The sequence below is a fragment of the Massilia violaceinigra genome, from assembly GCF_002752675.1.
Classification (GTDB): domain Bacteria; phylum Pseudomonadota; class Gammaproteobacteria; order Burkholderiales; family Burkholderiaceae_D; genus Telluria_A; species Telluria_A violaceinigra.
On the sequence record NZ_CP024608.1, the window covers coordinates 4,153,175 to 4,167,960 of the forward strand.

The 14,786-nt window shown below is 66.0% G+C and carries 16 protein-coding genes, 1 tRNA gene and 1 pseudogene; 9 read left to right on the top strand and 9 right to left on the bottom strand.

Annotation, left to right across the window (positions count from 1 at the left end):
• Position 1: 1 nt before the first annotated feature.
• Both CR152_RS18600 and CR152_RS18605 read right to left on the bottom strand, forming a co-directional pair.
• Positions 2-235 (bottom strand): hypothetical protein, encoded by a 234-nt coding sequence (locus CR152_RS18600; protein WP_099876952.1) that lies wholly within the window; start codon positions 233-235, stop codon positions 2-4.
• 94 nt (positions 236-329) lie between these two features.
• Positions 330-406: transfer RNA gene (locus CR152_RS18605), tRNA-Met, on the bottom strand.
• An 87-nt stretch (positions 407-493) separates the two neighbouring features.
• Here CR152_RS18605 and CR152_RS18610 point away from each other — a divergent pair.
• On the top strand, positions 494-1,072 hold the full coding sequence (locus CR152_RS18610) for a GNAT family N-acetyltransferase (protein WP_229413448.1): 579 nt from the start codon (positions 494-496) through the stop codon (positions 1,070-1,072).
• A gap of 35 nt (positions 1,073-1,107) precedes the next feature.
• On the opposite strand, the gene CR152_RS18615 is transcribed toward CR152_RS18610, so the two are convergent.
• From CR152_RS18615 to CR152_RS34245, 4 genes are all read right to left on the bottom strand, one after another.
• Positions 1,108-1,881 carry a substrate-binding periplasmic protein gene (locus CR152_RS18615; RefSeq protein WP_099876955.1) on the bottom strand — a complete coding sequence of 258 codons (774 nt, stop codon included), beginning with the start codon at positions 1,879-1,881 and terminating at the stop codon, positions 1,108-1,110.
• On the bottom strand, positions 1,860-3,017 hold the full coding sequence (locus CR152_RS18620; protein ID WP_099876958.1) for a methyltransferase: 1,158 nt from the start codon (positions 3,015-3,017) through the stop codon (positions 1,860-1,862). Before CR152_RS18620 ends, CR152_RS18615 begins: the two co-directional genes overlap by 22 nt.
• Positions 3,018-3,128: 111 nt before the next feature.
• The gene (locus tag CR152_RS18625) at positions 3,129-3,968 is read right to left on the bottom strand and encodes a hypothetical protein (protein ID WP_099876961.1); all 840 of its coding nucleotides are present in this window, start codon (positions 3,966-3,968) and stop codon (positions 3,129-3,131) included.
• Between the two features lie 104 nt (positions 3,969-4,072).
• Positions 4,073-4,285 (bottom strand): hypothetical protein, encoded by a 213-nt coding sequence (locus CR152_RS34245; protein WP_099882488.1) that lies wholly within the window; start codon positions 4,283-4,285, stop codon positions 4,073-4,075.
• Positions 4,286-4,407: 122 nt separating this feature from the next.
• Here CR152_RS34245 and CR152_RS33075 point away from each other — a divergent pair, with 122 nt between their 5' ends.
• Positions 4,408-4,569, top strand: coding sequence for a hypothetical protein (locus CR152_RS33075; RefSeq protein ID WP_157778581.1), 162 nt, complete (start codon positions 4,408-4,410; stop codon positions 4,567-4,569).
• Between the two features lie 12 nt (positions 4,570-4,581).
• Here CR152_RS33075 and CR152_RS34250 read toward each other — a convergent pair.
• Positions 4,582-4,815 (bottom strand): annotated as a pseudogene (locus CR152_RS34250) (hypothetical protein); the annotation flags it as partial.
• 49 nt (positions 4,816-4,864) lie between these two features.
• Positions 4,865-5,404 carry a hypothetical protein gene (locus CR152_RS18640; protein WP_099876964.1) on the bottom strand — a complete coding sequence of 180 codons (540 nt, stop codon included), beginning with the start codon at positions 5,402-5,404 and terminating at the stop codon, positions 4,865-4,867.
• Between the two features lie 207 nt (positions 5,405-5,611).
• Between CR152_RS18640 and CR152_RS18645 the strand changes: the two genes are divergently transcribed.
• A complete protein-coding gene (locus CR152_RS18645) occupies positions 5,612-6,622 on the top strand; it encodes a metallophosphoesterase (protein ID WP_157778582.1) in 1,011 nt (336 codons plus the stop codon).
• A 3-nt stretch (positions 6,623-6,625) separates the two neighbouring features.
• Here the strand turns inward: CR152_RS18645 and CR152_RS18650 are convergent, their stop codons facing one another.
• Positions 6,626-9,610 carry a PAS domain S-box protein gene (locus tag CR152_RS18650; protein ID WP_229413449.1) on the bottom strand — a complete coding sequence of 995 codons (2,985 nt, stop codon included), beginning with the start codon at positions 9,608-9,610 and terminating at the stop codon, positions 6,626-6,628.
• A gap of 63 nt (positions 9,611-9,673) precedes the next feature.
• On the opposite strand from CR152_RS18650, the gene CR152_RS33080 reads away from it, so the two are divergent.
• From CR152_RS33080 to yiaA, 6 genes are all read left to right on the top strand, one after another.
• Positions 9,674-10,075: a hypothetical protein gene (locus tag CR152_RS33080; RefSeq protein WP_157778583.1), complete on the top strand. Its 402-nt coding sequence runs from the start codon at positions 9,674-9,676 to the stop codon at positions 10,073-10,075.
• Positions 10,076-10,084: 9 nt separating this feature from the next.
• Positions 10,085-10,699, top strand: a complete 615-nt coding sequence (locus tag CR152_RS18655; RefSeq protein WP_099876970.1) for a hypothetical protein — start codon at positions 10,085-10,087, stop codon at positions 10,697-10,699.
• A 232-nt stretch (positions 10,700-10,931) separates the two neighbouring features.
• Complete coding sequence (locus tag CR152_RS18660; protein WP_099876973.1) at positions 10,932-13,481, top strand: DUF349 domain-containing protein; 2,550 nt, start codon at positions 10,932-10,934, stop codon at positions 13,479-13,481.
• Positions 13,481-13,948, top strand: a complete 468-nt coding sequence (gene moaE / locus CR152_RS18665; protein WP_099882491.1) for a molybdopterin synthase catalytic subunit MoaE — start codon at positions 13,481-13,483, stop codon at positions 13,946-13,948. Before CR152_RS18660 ends, moaE begins: the two co-directional genes overlap by 1 nt.
• On the top strand, positions 13,945-14,319 hold the full coding sequence (gene crcB / locus CR152_RS18670; protein ID WP_099876974.1) for a fluoride efflux transporter CrcB: 375 nt from the start codon (positions 13,945-13,947) through the stop codon (positions 14,317-14,319). Before moaE ends, crcB begins: the two co-directional genes overlap by 4 nt.
• A 21-nt stretch (positions 14,320-14,340) precedes the next feature.
• A complete protein-coding gene (gene yiaA, locus CR152_RS18675; protein ID WP_099876977.1) occupies positions 14,341-14,778 on the top strand; it encodes an inner membrane protein YiaA in 438 nt (145 codons plus the stop codon).
• Positions 14,779-14,786 lie beyond the last annotated feature (8 nt).

Below are 14,786 nucleotides of genomic sequence, written 5' to 3' on the forward strand. Positions count from 1 at the left end.
GTTACGCGGCAGCCCAGTTGGGCAGGCCGGTCAGGTCGGTATTGTCGTCGCGCCGCCACACCGGCAGGCCGCTGGCATCGGTTTCGTCGAGCAGTTCGAGCTGTTGCTGGCGGATAGTGGCTTTGCGCTGGCGCGGCACCGTGGTGCGGCGCGCTTCGGCAGGGGGGTGAACGAGCGGCGCAGCCGCGCCGAACCCCGGCAGATCGAAGGTCGCGTTATCTTTTTTGTCTCTCATGGGAAGCGCGGTGGACTGGCTTGAAGGCAGCTAGTCCCTTTCTAAAAACAAAAGCCCGGCTGTGTGAAGAGTCGGGCTCAGTTCAAAATGTGTTTGGTTGCGGGGACAGGATTTGAACCTGTGACCTTCGGGTTATGAGCCCGACGAGCTGCCAGACTGCTCCACCCCGCGTCTGAGCGGCGAATTGTACAGGGGTTCTCGCACAAGTGCAATGGCCGGAAATGACTTGGGCTTTCCGGCGCACTGGCGCTGGCTGTCATGACGGCCATGCTACAGTTTGCAGACATCGCTTACTCATTCCATTTGCCCATGCATATTCCGACTTTGCACACCGAACGACTTGTCCTGCTGCCGCTGTCGGCCGCATGCGAGGATTTGTACGCCTCCTTTTATACCGATGCCGACGCATCCGGCCCTTACGGCGGTCCGCTCACCAGCGCCGGCGCCTGGTCCCGGCTCGCGGCCGATCTGGGCGCCTGGCATTTGCAGGGTTTTGGTGTCTGGGCGATTGCGCGGCGGGAGGGTGGCGACTTGCTTGGGGTATGCGGTTTCTGGCAGGGCAAAGGTTGGCCGCGTGAGCTGACCTGGTGGCTGCTGCCGAAGGCACGCGGCGCCGGTATCGCCCAGGAAGCGTCGCGCGCCGTGATCGAGCATGCGTTTCAGGTGTTTCGGTGGGAGTCGGTCGACACGTACATGAATGACGATAACCACGCGGCGCGCGCGCTGGTGCTGCGCCTTGGCGCAACGTTGACAGGGCGTTCCCGCTTTCCGGATGGTCTGGAGCGTGACGTTTTTCGTCTTCCCCGGCCGAACCCGATGGCCGCTTCCGAAGAATAAGGGCAGGCCGTGCTTGCGGGCGCCTGACGCGACTGTCAGCGCAAGCCGTAACGCTCGCGCAGCGCTTGCAGGGTGCCGTTCTTTTCCAGCCGCGCGATGGCGGCGTTCACGCGCGCCAGGTCGTCCGGCGTGGTGCTGGCCCGGCTGAGCATCAGGTGCACCGGCGCCTGCTGCACCACAAAGGGCAGCTGGCGCAGCACCAGCTTCTGGCGCTGCGCCTCATACAGCACGGCGGCGCGGTCGCCCATGATCAGCGGCGCGCGTCCGGCGCCGAGCATGCGCATGCCCTGATCGAACGAGGCGAAATCGAACAGGCGGCCGCTGGCGCGCAGCGTTGGCGCGGCCTGCGCGAATCCGGACCCGTACCAGCCGATGCGCGGCGCCAGCAGGGCGGCCTGTCCGCGCGCCAGCGCCGGCATGCCATTGATGCCCGCGTAGCGCGCATAGTCGCGCGCCAGTGCGAACAGCGCCACCGTCTCGTGGCGGTAGGCGTTGGAAAAGCGCGCGAAACGGCGCCGTTCGGGCGTGTCGGTGGCGGCCAGCATCAGGTCGAATTCGCCGCGCTCGAACAGCAGCATGCGGCGCACGGTCGGCATCGGCGGCGCCGTCACCAGGGTGCAGCCGGCTTCCTTGAAGATGGCCTTGGCCATGTCCATATCGAGGCCGGTCTGGACGTTTTCCTCATTGGTGAAGGAGTAGGGCGGCCACTCCTCGCTGACCATGTTCAGCGGCCGGCTGCAGGCGAGCGCCTGCCCGCTCGCCAGAACGGCGGCGGCCAGCAGCGCCGTTACAGTGCGCGCAGACGCCATAGCGATGTCAGTTCGGCGGCGCGTGCGGCATGCTGCGGGTCGGTGGGGTCGCTGGCGCGCGGGTGGGTGGGGCGTACGTCGTGGCGCTCGACCACCTGCAGGCCGCCGGCCGCGATCAGCGCCAGCAACTGCTCGCGCGGACGCAGGCCGAGGTGCTCGGCCAGGTCGGACAGGATCAGCCAGCCCTCGCCGCCGGGCGCCAGATGGGCCGCCAAGCCTTTCAAAAAGCCCTTGAGCATGCGGCTGTCCGGATCGTACACCGCGTATTCGATCGAGGAACTCGGGCGCCCCGGCAGCCAGGGAGGATTGCACACCACCAGGTTAGCGCGTCCCTCGGGGAACAGGTCGGCCTGGACCACCTCGACCTTGCCCGACACGCCCAGGCGCTGCAGGTTTTCGCTCGCGCAGGAGAGGGCGCGCGCATCCATGTCGGTAGCGACCACGCGCCCGACGCCGCGCTGCGCCAGCAGGGCCGCCAGCACGCCGGTGCCGGTGCCGATATCGAAGGCCAGCGCGCACGCGGGCGGCAGCGGGGCGTCGGCCACCAGCGCCACGTACTCGCCGCGGATTGGCGAAAACACGCCGTAGTGGGGGTGGATGCGCGCTTCCAGCGCCGGAATCTCGACGCCGTTCTTGCGCCACTCGTGGGCGCCGATCAGGCCAAGCAGTTCGCGCATCGATGCCACGAACGGTTCGTCGCCGCGTCCGTAGGCTTCGTTGCAGGCTTGCTTGACGTCCGGCGCGCGGCGCAGCGGCACGCTGTAGTCGGCCTCGAACGGCAGCAGCAGCATGGCCAGCGTGCGCGCGCGCTGCGACTGGGCCTGGCGGTGCAGGTGGAACGCGTCGGCCGGCGAGGCAGGTACCTTGGCTGGCTTGGCGCGTCCGCCTTTATGGTCGGCGCGCCGCGCCAGCGCCTGCAGCAGCTGGCGCGCGTTGTGAAAGTCGCCGCGCCAGAGCAGGGCGGTGCCTTCGCAGGCCAGGCGATAGGCCACATCGGCCGGGGTTTTGTCATCGGCGATGACCACCTTTTTGGGCGGCGGCATGCCGCTCTCGGAGCGCCAGCGCGCACTGCGCGGCTGGCCCTCTTCGGTCCAGTGGATGCGCGCCGGGGCGTCGGCAGTGTGTTCAGGTTGCATGGGGGCGATCGGTCAGTGGTGCAAAAACGGAAAACGGCAAGCGCCCCGTGCGGGCGCGGGGCGTCAATATGACTATTATACGTGGGCCGGGCGTGCCGTCAGGCCGCGCCCTCAGGCGCTGGCGAAGATGCTGGCGGCGGAGGCGCCGCCGTAAGAGTTGGCCAGCGCCTTGCTGCGGTCCAGTGGGGCCGCGGCCGGTTCTTCCGCACGCGGACGGGGCGCGAGCAGGGCGGCGCGGTCGACCAGGCGCAGCAGCCGCAGGCTCAGATTGCCGCCCAGGCTGTCGCCATTCTCGCCCGACGATCCCTTGACGGGCGCCTGCAGCTCGCGTCCGAGCAGTTTGAACAGTTCGTTCAGGCTGCCGGGGAACTTGACGGGCGGCAGCGGTTTGCCGGTCAGCACCAATACATCGGGCGCATCGAGCTGGGCCGGGCGGCTGGCGGGCGCCGCCGCTTCGGTGGCGGCGCTGGCGCTGGCCTCGTATTTGACCTCCAGCTCGAAATCGAAAGTCTGGCCGTCGGCCGTGACCAGCTGGCCGGTGCCGATGAAGCTGGCGCTCTCGTTGAGGGAAAAGGCGCTGCCGCGCACGCTGCCGCTCTGGCTGGCCGAGGCTGAAAACGCCGACTGGGCCTGCACCGATACCGCATCGAACCTGACGCTGGCGCCCTTGGCGGCGTCGCCGAACAGTTTGCCGACGAAAGTATCGAGAAATTTCTGGGCTACATCGACGGTCGACGTGGCCAGCTCGTTCACGCGGTTCGTCAGGCTCTGCGAGGACAGGCTGACGTTATCGTTGTACAGGGAGACCGGATCGACCACCGGCAGGCGCGCGGCGACATTGCCGCTGGCGGGCGCCAGCTGCGCGCCGACACCCCTGCCGCCAGCCTGCGCGGGGGCAGGAAGAATGGTGGAGGCGGGCGGGCGGGCGCTCAGGGCGGACAAGAAAGACATGGCGGTCAGACAATAAAAAAGTTGCGTTACTGACCATAACGGCAGCCATGCCGATTACTTTAGTTATTTTTCTATTATTTTTTTATTGCCTTGAGGAATCTCAATCAATGGTGATGGGACCATTGCCCTTCTGGCGATGCGAGATAGGATTCAACAGCGTCCTTGTTTCCGGTGGCATGGCGTTTCAGGACCCCGCACCCGCACACGCCCTGGTAGGGCTGGATGTGGGAACAGGCGGAGACTTTCTGCAGGAATACTTTGACAGGTTTCTCGCAGTTGGCGCATTTGAAAGTGAGCACGCGGGCGGGTTTTGACATAGGGAAGATCCGGACGTAAAAAACGCGCATTTTATCACCGGGGTGCGCGCACGCAGTCAACTGCTGGCCTGGCACAGCGTTAACGGATCAGGCCCCCGGGCGAAGTGATCGAGACAGGATGCATGATGAACATCGACAAGCAACCAAGCAAGGAAAGCGTGCGCCAGTGGCTGCGCGCGCAAATCGCCCAGCGCCGCCCGCCGCCCGACCCGCAGGAAATCCGGCGCGAACTGGGATGGGAGCTGGCGAAGGTGCGCCCGGCCAAGCCGAAACGCCAGGATTGACGTCTGCCGTTTTTGGACGGCCACAGTACTGCTGCCGCCGCCGTCCGGTTGCACCAAGATGCGCGTTGCAATGCGCTTGGTCACCTCCTGCACCTGCGAGATCACGCCGGCCTCGTGGCCTATCGCCTACAGCCCGTCCAGCGCATCCATGGCTGCCCTGAGGGTGCCGCTATCGAGGCTGCCCAAACCTTCGTCGATGAATAACGACTCGACCTTTACCCGGTTCGATGACAGCGATACCACTCCGGCGCCAGCGCCTTTCAGAGCGTCGACAGTATGTTGGTATCGAATAAGACTAGCGCCATTCCTCCCTCATTTCTTTTTGAAATTGAAGACCGTCTTTGGGTGTGTCGCCGCGATCTTTCCACATGCCGAACATCGAATTGAGTGCCGCAGTGCGCCTGGCACGGGCGCTCTTCAATGCCTCCTCGCCCGACTCCTGCTCGTTCGGCGGATGATTGACCGAAGACGGCGAACCAAGCCCGGCTTCCGACGCGCTTGTGTCTACGTCCAAGCGCAATTGCTCGCTTTCACCTTTGACGTCGATATTGCAGCTGACTGAAGTGTGCGCCAGCGGGACGCACAGGTTCACCCCCGCCCCAGCGCTGCTGGACCAGGTGAATCGAAGAACATTCTTGCCTTCAACGCTTTTCCCTTTTTCACCAAAAGCGGTGACGTAGTTCAGGTGAAAATGCGTCGAGTACGATAACTTGGAAGATGTGCCGGGCTCGCTGCCCGTCAGCGCATCCTGGTCATTGCCAGGCAACGCGTCCTCGGCAGAGGGATGCTCCGGGTCCGGTGTGAAGGTGCCGCATTTCTCATAAAGTGAGCTCATCTTTTGCTCCCGTTGGTCGATTCATGCCGTCTCAGGCTAGCTCACTTCAGCCGTGACGACCCGGCGCTTCGGTACAAAAAATGACATGGTCGCCGGCGGGAAATACCGCTGCCGCCAATGCCCCGCATGAATGGCTGTTGTGCCCGCTCAGCGGTCATCCGGTCGCCGCTGCTACAGTCAAAGCGGACGGTCAAACCGGAGAACGCCATGCTTGCTCGACTTCGTTTTTTGCTGTGCGCGTCGCTGTGCGCCGCGCTCGCCATGCCGGCAACGGCGGCGGTGCGTTTCCTGGCGCTGGGCGACGCCGGCGAAGGCAATCCGGCCCAGTACGCGATGGGCAAGGCCATGACGGCGCTGTGCGCGCGCAAGGGTTGCGACTTCGTGATTTATCTCGGCGACAATTTCTACGGGCAAGGAATCACCCGCCCCGACGATCCCCAGTTCCAGCAAAAATTCGAGCTGCCCTACGCCGGCCTCGACCTGCCGTTCTACGCCATGCTGGGCAACCACGACTACGGCGATCCGCCCCTGGACTACTGGAAGCCGCAGTTCCAGATTGCCTACACCTGGCGCTCGGCGCGCTGGAAAATGCCGCACCCGTTCTACCTGGTCCAGAAAGGCGAGGTGGCCCTGTTCGCGCTCGACACCACCGGCTATCTGCAGGGCGTCAACACCGATGTACAGCGCGCGTGGCTGGCCGGCGCCCTGGCCATTTCCCGGGCAAAGTGGAATATCGTGGCCGGCCACCATTCCTACCTGTCCAATGGTGAGCATGGCAACGCGGGTAACTATGAAGGATGCGGCAATTTTTGCCCGGCGATCGTCAACGGCGCGCCTCTCAAGGATCTGTTCGAGGACATTATTTGTGGCAACGCCGACATTGTCCTCAGCGCTCACGACCACAACCTGCAGTGGCCCAAGTCGCGCTGCGGCACCGAATTCATCGTCTCCGGCGCCGGCTCGAAAACCACCCGCCTGGTGCGGCGCGACGCCAATCCGGTGCATTTTGAACATGACCGCACGCCCGGCTTCCTGTGGGCCAGCATCGAGGGCGAGCGGTTCAGCGCCGAGCTCTACGACCTCAATGGCAAGCTGCTGTACAAGCGCAGCATCACCAAGGCCGCGCGGCCCGCCTGGCGCTGCACCCGGCCGTGGCCCGGTTACGCCGGCTGCCTGCCGGCGCAGCTCCAGCCCGAGGCAGGCGGCGCCGGCGACTGACCCTCAGGCCGCGGCGCGCCAGGTATTGCGCCCGGCCTGCTTGGCCTGGTACAGCTGCATGTCGGCCTGCTGCAGCAGCGCGTCTGGATCGGGCGTCCCATCGGGCGTCCCATCGGGCGTGCCGCCGCTGAAGTAGGCCAGGCCGATGCTGGCCGACACCGACACCGTGACCATGCCCAGCTCGAACGGCGCCTGCATCGCGCTGACGATCTTGGCCGCGATGGCCGCCGCGTCTTCCGGGCGCGCCAGCTTTTCCATGATGATCGTGAATTCGTCGCCGCCCAGGCGCGCCACGGTATCGCTGGCGCGCAGGGTTTGCGTCAGGCGCGCGGAAAACGCCTTGAGCAGGGCGTCGCCCACATGGTGGCCATAGGTATCGTTGACCGGCTTGAAATGGTCGACGTCCATGTACATCAGCGCCATCAGATGGCCATCGTCGGCGCTCTCGCGCATGGCCACGCTGAGCTTGTGCAGGAAGCCGGCGCGGTTGGCCAGCCCGGTCAGGGCGTCGACCTGGGCCAGTTTGAGCAGGCGTTTCTTCTCGCGCTTTTGCGAGGTGATGTCCTGGCGCATGACGTGAAAGCCGACCACCGTCACGCCATCTTCGCCCAGTTGCGGGATATAGGTCACTTCCAGCGCCCGTTCGGCGCCTTCGGGCCCGTCGTGCTCCTCGAAGACCAGGGTCTCGCCCTTGAGCGCGCGCAGGATGTACGGTTCGAGCGTGGCGAAACGCTTTTCGCCCACGGTCTGGCGCACCGTCATGCCCGGCACGTCGGCGCCATCGCGCCCGAACTCGCGGTGATAGGCCAGGTTGTGGAAGCGGTAGACCTGGTTGGCGTCGATGTAGGCCACCATGGCCGGCAGCGTATCGGCGATGGTGCGCAGGCGCGCCTCGCTTTCGCGCAGCGCCAGTTCGGCTTCGCGCAGGGTGGTGATGTCGTCGATGGTGCCCACAAAACCTTCGATCCGTTCGCCGATGCGCACCGCCGCCACCTTGACGGAGGCCCATACCACGCTGCCGTCCGGACGCCGGCAGCGCACCACTTTCTTGAACGGCTCCGGGTTCCTGCGCTGGTGCTGGAAGATGGCATTGAGGCTGTCGCGTTCCTCCGGGTGGAGCGCGCCGGTCCAGCCGCGGCCCAGGGCCTGTTCGCGCGTCAGGCCGGTGATGATCTCGAACATGCGGTTGACGTAGGTACAGTTGCCGCGCAGGTCGGCGCGGATCAGGCCGAGCGGGGAAGCGTTGGTGATCGCGGTCAGCTGCGCTTCGCTGTTGCGCAGGTTCTGTTCCTGCTCATGGCGTCGCGTCACGTCTTCGGCGATGCACAAAATGTATTCGATGGCGCCGGCGCTGTCGAACAGCGGCACCGACACCGTGTGCAGGTAGCGCAGTTCGCCGTCGGGACGGCGCAGCGGTTTTTCGGGCAGGTCCACCGCCGCCGGACAGGCCAGCATGGCGCGGTCTTCCTCCGGGCTGCAGAGGGCGAAATCGGGGGCGAAGGCGATGCGGTCGATCTTGCCGATGACATCGTCGGCGGCGTAGCCGGTGGCCGCTTCGGCGGCCTTGTTCCACACGACCATGGTGCCGAAGCTGGCCGGGCGCACGCTCTTGACGTAAATGAGCAGCGGAAGGTGCTCGATGAGCGATTGCAGAAACCCGCGGTTGCCGCTGATTTCGAGTTCGGCCAGCTTGCGCGCGCTGATGTCGCGCCAGCTCACCGCCACCCCGCCTGGAATCGGCACGATCTGATGGCGGATCCACACCGCCCGCTCGCCGGGGGCGCGCAGCTCGACTTCTTCTTCGAGCGGCTGCGATTCGAGCAGCACCCGGGCGTAGCGTTCGAGGAACGGCGGGTCGACGTCGCACGGCAGCAGCGGCAGGATGCCCTGTCCGGTGACGGCGCCGCGCGTATGCCCCAGCATGGCCGCGCCCTTGTCGTTGATGTCGGCCACGACGAAGTCGACGATCTTGCCGTCGGCGTCGCGGCGCGCCTTGAGGAACATGACGCCATCGAGGCTGCCCTCGGCCGCCGCGCGCGAGGTGGCCTGGGCGTCGCGCGCGGCGCGCATGCTGGCGCGCAGGCGCGCGCTCTGGCGCATCAGCAGCGCCGTCACCGCGACGATGGCCAGGGTCGCGGCCAGCGCCATCCACAGGTAACGGATGCGGTGGCGCTCGAATTTTTCCATCGCGGCGCGCTCGGTGATGCCCACCACCGCCACCAGCGCGTAGCGGTCCATGTCGCTGTAGCTGTAGATGCGCGCGATGCGGTCCGGCGGCGCGGTCGCTTCCAGTTCCTCGGTGGGCACGCCGCCCACTTTGCGCGCACTGAAGCCCAGGCCTTCGCCGACGAACAGGCGCTCGCCCACGCGCCCGATGGTCAGCCGGGCGTCGTGCGCCCACAGGAACAGGGCCGCCTCGTCGTCGACGTTGACGCGGTCGTAGTCGTCGACGAAGTAGAGCGGATCGATCATGATCACGATGGCGCCGGCGAACTTGCCGTCGCCATCGTTGAGGCGGCGCGCGATCTGGATCAGCCACTTGCCGCTGCGCGGCTCGATCACCGGGGTCGAGAACTGGGAGGCGTCGCCGGCGCCGCCCGCAAGTGCCAGGAACCACGACGTGCCGGCGGTGGGGCCGGGACCGGCGCTGAAGCCATTGGCACTGTCGAGTACCTTGCCGTGGCGGTCGATCAGGGCCATCGGCAGGTTGAGCTTGGCCGGCAGTACGCTGTCGAGCAGGCCGTTGCGCTGGGCGAATTCGGCCAGGCGCAGGCCGCCGTCGGTTTCCTCGAATTTGAGCTTGAAAAGCTGGGTCGCGTGGTCGCTCTGGCGCAGGATGTGGCTGACATGTTCGGACAGCACGCGCGCCAGTGCCTGGCTGGACAGTACCGCATCGTGATGGGCGGCGGCGCGCTCGACCCCCATCTGGTGAAACAGGGTGATCCAGATGGCGGCCAACATCGACAGCGCAAAGCACGGGAGCAGCATGACCCGGAACAGGCGCCTGGCTGATCGTCGAAATACGCTGGCGGAAGGAATAGGCGTCCCCTGATGGTTGGTTGGCATCAAAAGAAATGGCGCGGCCAAAAATGCTTGAAATCGGGCCCCGCCCTAACTTACATTCTGCGCGCAAATACCGGCGATGTGGTTGGCAGACTCAAAAAAATCTTGGGCGCAGGAACAATGCATGACGTTTTGCCATTAAACGGAGGTGTCGCCAGCCCGCTGCCCCCGAACGGCGCAACATTGCGTTGCCTATGTGCTCACAAGAAACCGATTGATGGCGTGCCGCTTGCGCTAGATCAAACGTCTGGTGTCGGAGTTCCTTACACTGGTTTCTCCGGGCTGACGCAAGAGTTCATAAAGAACAACTTCAAGCCTGCCAAAACACACGACTCCAGCCAGGCTCCCGCGCACCAGCGTCCGGATCTTGAGTATGCGGGCAACTTTTGAGGAGACCGAATGTTAACGGCGACATATACCCTGGTTGCACTGTCTGTCGAGCAAGCCAAGCTTCGCGCGCAGGTACAGGCTTTGCAAAAGCTGCTTCATTCCACGTTCGCGCATCAGAACGCGCTCGCCGCAGGGCAGGTGGGGGCCGCTTGCGAGACCGTCAAGCGCCTGTACGAAAATTGCCACTGGCGCAAGATCGACATGTTCCTGGTGCCGGCGATCCGCAAAGCCAGTCCCGCCGCCGACCGGCTGCTGCTCGACCTGGAAGAACTGGGCCGGGCCGCTGCCGATGCCGTCGGCGTGCTGGTGGTGCGGCTCGGCTTCCAGGCGCTCGACACCTATGCCAGCGTGGCCCAGTTCTGCGCCGCGCTCGAAGCGTTTTGCAGCGCCACGCTCAAGCGCCTGGAGCGCGAGGAGCACGAGCTGTTTCCAGTGGCACGGGCCGTGATTTCCGGCGAGGCGTGGTTTTCCATTGCCAACGAAATGCTGGCTCAAGATGCTTACGTGCAAGAACGCAAACCGTCGCGCCAGGCCATCGTACTGTCGCGCCGCGGAAATGACGGCGAGCACGAGCGCATGGACGGCGGCGTCGAACGCCGCTTCTCGCCGCATTTCGCCCATTAAACGCCGTCCACCCGGCTGGCGCGGGGTGTGGATTTCTGGCCGGGCGGGGGCTCAACGCGCCTGCGCCGGGCCAGGATGGCCCGAATGGCCGCAAGATGGCCCGGCCCGCGCCGATAAGCCTGCCCGGGCGGCGCAAGCCACCCGCGGTATCAACCATTAATACTCCTTCCTATCGCGTGCTTTCCGCGCCATTCTTGCTATGATGGTGGTTTTGAATGGTTGATATCACGTCATGTTCGAATTCCTTTTCAAGCGACCGGCCGACAAGTCCGACACCCCTGCCGGAAAGTCCGCGCAGGCGAGCCCGAATCCAGCTCCGGCGGCCGCGCAGACCAGCGCGCTGCGTGCCCAGCAGGCCGAAAAGGTAGCCGCGCTGGCCGGCGATGAAGCCGCCGCCGTCGAGTTCATCCTGCAATCCGATTTTTCCGAGCTGCGCCTGACCGCCGCCGAGCAAGTGCATTCAGCCGCCGCGCTCGAACGCGTACACGCCGCCATGCGCAATACCGACCGCCGCGTCGCCAAGCTGATGCAGTCGCGCCTGGACGCGCTGCGCCACCACCAGGCCGAGCTTGCGCGCGGCCAGGCCTGCATCGAGCAAGCGCAGACGCTGCTCAAGGACGAGAAGCTCTCGCCCAACCAGGTTGCCGAGCTGGACCGCCGCTGGTCGGTGATTGCCGCGCCGGAACTGGCCGCCGAGTTCGATGCCATCCGCACCCAGCTGGCGCAGCGCCTGGAAGCCCAGGTGAGCTTGCAGCGCGCCATGATTGACAGCCTGACCGCCTTGCGCGCCCTCGGCAACAGCGACCTGCGCGCCGCCGAGCTGGCCGAGCGCCTGGAACAGATGGCGCAAACCCACGCCGCCGCGCTGGCCGCACCGGAACACGCTTCGCTGCCGCGCAGCCTGACCAACGAATTCGCCTCCGAGCACGCGCGCCTGAGCGCCTCGCTGGGCGCGCTGGAGCAGGGCCAGTCGGCCGTGATCGCACGCGAAACCGCGCTGGCCGAATGGCGCGCCACGCCGCCCGGCGCGTTCAACCAGGATCAATTGAAAAAAGCCTGGCAGCAGTTGCCACCGGCGCCGCCGGATGCCGCCGCCGACCTGCAGCAGCGCTTCGAGGTGTTGCTTGCCTCGGTGCCGGCGCCGGCTCCCTCGGCCCACAAGCCGAAAGAGGCGCGCAAGAACGCCCCCGTGCAGGCGCCCGACCAGCATTTCATCGACACGCTCGACGCCATGGAAGCGGCGCTGCAGCAAGGCTCCCTCGGCAGCGCGGCCGACATGGACAAGATCCTCAAGGACAGCAAGGGCACGCGCCTGACGCCGGCCCTGGCCGACCGCCTGGCGCACGCGCGCGCCGAACTCAAACGCCTGTCGGACTGGGCGCGCTGGGGCGGCAATGTCTCGCGCGAGGAACTGATCAAGGCGGTCGAGCAGCTCACCACGCAAAAACTGGCGATGAGCGAACTGGCCAAGAAAGTCGGCAGCATGCGCGAACGCTGGAAGGCGCTCGATACCTTGTCGGGTGCCGCGCCCAAGAGCCTGTGGGAGCGCTTTGACGCCGCCTGCAGCGCCGCCTACGCGCCAGCCGCCGCGCACTTCAAGCACCTGGCCGACGAACGCCACACCAATGCGGCCAAGGCGCAGGCCCTGATCGCCGAAGCGGCGCTGGAAACCGCCAAGCTGGCCGAGGGCGAGAGCGTCGACTGGAAGCACATGGCGGCCACCGTGCAGCGCATGCGCCTGGCGTGGAGCCACCTCGGCGCGATCGACCGCAAGGAAAAGAAGCGCCTCGATCACGAATTCACCGATGCGCTCAACACCCTGCAGGCGCCGCTGGAACAGCAGCGCAAGAACGAAGTAGCCGAACGCGAAGCGATGATCGCCCAGGTGGCCGCGCTCGACGCGCACGACCGCCACGCGCTCGACACCCTGCGCTCGCTGCAGGAACGCTGGCAGGAGCACGCGCGCGCGGTGCCGCTCGAACGCAAGGCCGAGCAGGCGCTGTGGCAGAAATTCCGCGCCGCCTGCGATGCCGTTTTCGCGCGCCGCAAGGAAAGCGCCAACGCGGCCGATGCCGAACGGCGCAGCCACCAGGAAGCGAAGGACGCTATCAGCGCGCGCCTGGAACAAGCCGCCGGCGCGCCTGACGCCGCCGCCCACGCCGCAAAACTGCTGCGCGAAGCGGCCGCCGAATGGAACGCCATCGGCGCGGTCCCGCGCGCCAACGAAGCGAAGGTCGAGAAGCGCTATCACGCCGCCATCGCCGCGCTGCAGCACCATGTCGACGCTGCCAAACGCGACGCCAGCCGCGCCCAGGCCAGCGCGCTGCGCGACAAGCTGCGCCTGTGCCAGGAACTCGAAGCTCAGGTTGCCGCCGGCGGGGCTGACGCCGACAGCATCGACTGGAGTGCGCGCTGGAGCGCCTTGCCGGCGCTGGACGCCAGTCACGAACGTACGCTCAAGGCACGCTTCGATGCGGCGCTGGCGGCACGCGGCGAGGGCCGGGCGGCGTTTGCCGCGCTGCTCGAGAAAAACCGCGAGCCGCTGCTGCACGAAATCCTGCGCCTCGAAATCGCGGCCGGCATCGACAGCGGCAGCGAATTCGCGCGCGAACGCCTGAAGCTGCAGGTCGAGACCTTGCAGTCATCGCTCAAGTCGGGCCAGAAGCCGGGCAACCAGGCAGCCCAGTTCCTGCAGCTGTGCGCCATGCCGGCGCTGGTGGATGACCGTACCGCGTCGCGCATCGAACACCTGTTCACGCGCATCGCCAGGGACGGCAAATGATGGCGGTGCGGGTCCAGACCGCCGACTTCGACCTGAGCACCGAAATGGCGGCCCTGCGCGCGCAGGATGCGCGCATCGGTGCAGTGGTCAGCTTTGTCGGCACCGTGCGCGACATGAATGACGGCGCCAGCGTGGCCGCCATGGAGCTCGAACATTATCCCGGCATGACCGAGCAGGCGCTCGAACAGATCGTGGCGCAGGCCGGTGAACGCTGGCCTTTGTTTGGCGCGCTGGTGGTGCACCGGGTCGGGCCGCTCGCGCCGCTCGACCAGATCGTGCTGGTGGCGTGCACCGCGGCGCACCGTGGCGAGGCCTTCGCCGCCTGCGAATTCATCATCGATTACCTCAAGACCGACGCCCCGTTCTGGAAGAAGGAGCAGACGCCGGACGGCGCGCGCTGGGTCGACGCGCGCGTGACCGACGACGCCGCGCTGGCCAAGTGGACCGCGAACTGGGCCGATAAATGAATTTTGTCGCCGTCGGCGTGGGAGCCGCGCTCGGTGCGTGGCTGCGCTGGGGGCTGGGACTGTGGCTCGGTGCCCTGCACCCGAAACTGCAGCTCGGCACCCTGGCCGTGAACCTCGGCGGCGGCTACCTGATCGGCGTGGCACTGGGCTTTTTCGCGGCGCATCCGCTGCTGCCGCCCGAATGGCGCCTGTTCGCGGTGACCGGTTTCCTGGGCGGCCTGACGACATTTTCCACTTTTTCCGGCGAAGCCATGGTGCTGCTCGAGCGCGGCGACCATGGCTGGGCGCTGGCGCATTCGGCCCTGCACCTGGCCGGATCGATTATCTGCTGTATCGCCGGCCATGCAAGCTGGCGCGCACTATCCACATGATGTCAAACCAAGGAGAATTCAATGTCCAAGCAACTGCCGCAACGTCCTACCGGTGCCTTTATCGGCGCATCCTGGGCGGCCATCTTCATCGGCGCCGGTACCTTCCTCATCGGACTGTGGAACTCGGCGATGCAGCTCAATGAGCGCGGCTATTACTTCACCTTGCTGATGTACGGCCTGTTCGCCGCCGTGTCGCTGCAAAAGTCGGTACGCGACCGCCTTGAAGGCGTGAGGGTCACGGGCATCTACTTTGCGCTGTGCTGGGTGTCTTTGCTGCTGTCGATGCTGCTGCTGACGGTGGGCCTGTGGAACGCCACGCTGGCGCCGAGCGAAAAGGGCTTCTATGCGATGTCGTTCGTGCTCAGCCTGTTCGCCGCGGTCGCCGTGCAAAAGAACGTGCGCGACGTCGCGCTGGCGGAAGACCCGAAAGACACGTTCGTCGATTCGGGCAAGCAGTAAAAACGGCA